Below are 2,500 nucleotides of genomic sequence, written 5' to 3' on the forward strand. Positions count from 1 at the left end.
TGGTTGCGGGGGCAGGATTTGAACCTGCGGCCTTCAGGTTATGAGCCTGACGAGCTACCGGGCTGCTCCACCCCGCGCCAGGGTGATTATTTTAGAACCGGTTGGGTATTTTGTGCGATTAACGCATGTTTGAAGTGTTTTGTATGTTTTAGAGAAGATGGTTTGATTTGTGTGCTTAGCAGACCTGGCAGCGACCTACTCTCCCGCATCTTAAGATGAAGTACCATTGGCGCTGGAGCGTTTCACGGCCGAGTTCGGAATGGGATCGGGTGCAGCCGCTCCGCCATAACCACCAGGTCGGCGAAGAACACAAATTGAGAAGCTGGTTAGGGCAGTAGGGGAATAAGGCAGTAGGTGAGTATGTTTACTCACTGCTTCATTCACTTTGCCGTCTTTCGTGCAGATAATAATAAGCACACGACTGTGTGCCGCCGGTAGTCCGGCGCGCCCGCGCAGCCGTCTGGCGAAGCCAGACTGGCGTGAGCGATATAGATCATCGAACGTTGTTCGATGGATATTGTAAATGGGAGTGATCAAGTCGATCGAGCTATTAGTACCGGTAAGCTGCATGCGTTGCCGCACTTCCACACCCGGCCTATCAACGTGGTGGTCTTCCACGGCTCTGATAGGGAATACTCGTTTTTAGGTGGGTTTCCCGCTTAGATGCCTTCAGCGGTTATCCCGTCCGTATATAGCTACCCTGCTATGCCGTTGGCACGACAACAGGTCCACCAGAGATACGTCCATCCCGGTCCTCTCGTACTAGGGACAGATCCTATCAATATTCCTACACCCACGGCAGATAGGGACCGAACTGTCTCACGACGTTCTGAACCCAACTCACGTACCGCTTTAAATGGCGAACAGCCATACCCTTGGGACCTGCTCCAGCCCCAGGATGCGATGAGTCGACATCGAGGTGCCAAACAACCCCGTCGATATGGACTCTTGGGGGTCATCAGCCTGTTATCCCCGGCGTACCTTTTATCCGTTGAGCGATGGCCCTTCCACGCGGGACCACCGGATCACTATGACCGACTTTCGTCTCTGCTCGACTTGTCAGTCTTGCAGTCAGGCAGGCTTATGCCATTGCACTCGACGAACGATTTCCGACCGTTCTGAGCCTACCATCGCGCGCCTCCGTTACTCTTTAGGAGGCGACCGCCCCAGTCAAACTACCCACCATACACGGTCCTGGACCCGGATAACGGGCCGCAGTTAGACATCCATATAGGCAAGGGTGGTATTTCAAGGATGACTCCACAATGGCTGGCGCCACTGCTTCAAAGTCTACCACCTATCCTACACATGCCGACACGAATGCCAGTGTAAAGCTATAGTAAAGGTGCACGGGGTCTTTCCGTCTAACCGCAGGAACCCCGCATCTTCACGGGGAATTCAATTTCACTGAGTCTGCGTTGGAGACAGCGGGGAAGTCGTTACGCCATTCGTGCAGGTCGGAACTTACCCGACAAGGAATTTCGCTACCTTAGGACCGTTATAGTTACGGCCGCCGTTTACTGGGGCTTCAATTCAATGCTTGCACATCTCCTCTTAACCTTCCAGCACCGGGCAGGCGTCAGACCCTATACGTCGTCTTGCGACTTCGCAGAGCCCTGTGTTTTTGGTAAACAGTCGCTACCCCCTGGTCTGTGCCACCCCCACCTAGTTGCCTAAATGGAGGTCACGCTTCTTCCGAAGTTACGCGTGCATTTTGCCGAGTTCCTTCAACGCAGTTCTCTCAAGCGCCTTGGTATTCTCTACCAGTCCACCAGTGTCGGTTTAGGGTACGGTCTATATGCAGGAGCTATTTCCTGGAACCGCTTCGCTGCAAGATCAATCCAATAAGACCTTACAACACACGCGATCCGTCACTACCTGCAGGCCCACGAATATTAACGTGGTTCCCATCGACTACGCCTTTCGGCCTCGCCTTAGGGGCCGGCTAACCCTGCTCAGATTAACTTTAAGCAGGAACCCTTGGACTTTCGGCGAGGGAGTCTCTCACTCCCTTTATCGTTACTCATGTCAGCATTCTCACTTCCGATACCTCCAGGATGTCTCACGACTGTCCCTTCACAGGCTTACGGAACGCTCCGCTACCACGCACATACGTGCATCCACAGCTTCGGTGTATGGCTTTAGCCCCGGTACATTTTCGGCGCAAAGACCCTTATTTAGACCAGTGAGCTGTTACGCTTTCTTTAAATGATGGCTGCTTCTAAGCCAACATCCTGGTTGTTTTGGGATCCTCACATCCTTTCCCACTTAGCCATAACTTAGGGACCTTAGATGGTGGTCAGGGTTGTTGCCCTCTTCACGACGGACGTTAGCACCCGCCGTGTGTCTGCCCAGTAGTACTCCCCGGTATTCGGAGTTTGATTAGGATCAGTAAGACGGTGAGTCCCCATAGCCCATTCAGTGCTCTACCCCCGGGGGTATTCGCTGGACGCTCTACCTAAATAGATTTCGCGGAGAACCAGCTATCTCCAAGTTTGAT

1 tRNA gene and 2 rRNA genes (1 of these 3 cut by a window edge) are annotated in these 2,500 nt (G+C 53.2%); all 3 read right to left on the reverse strand.

Annotated features, from left to right (window positions below):
• Positions 1 to 77: transfer RNA gene (locus QBD01_RS25315), tRNA-Met, on the reverse strand.
• A gap of 105 nt (positions 78 to 182) precedes the next feature.
• A 5S ribosomal RNA gene (rrf, locus tag QBD01_RS25320) occupies positions 183 to 297 on the reverse strand.
• Between the two features lie 232 nt (positions 298 to 529).
• Positions 530 to 2,500, reverse strand: a 23S ribosomal RNA gene (locus QBD01_RS25325) (it continues 842 nt past the right edge of the window).

It is taken from the genome of Ochrobactrum sp. 19YEA23 (assembly GCF_029909865.1).
GTDB classification, from domain to species: domain Bacteria; phylum Pseudomonadota; class Alphaproteobacteria; order Rhizobiales; family Rhizobiaceae; genus Brucella; species Brucella gambitense.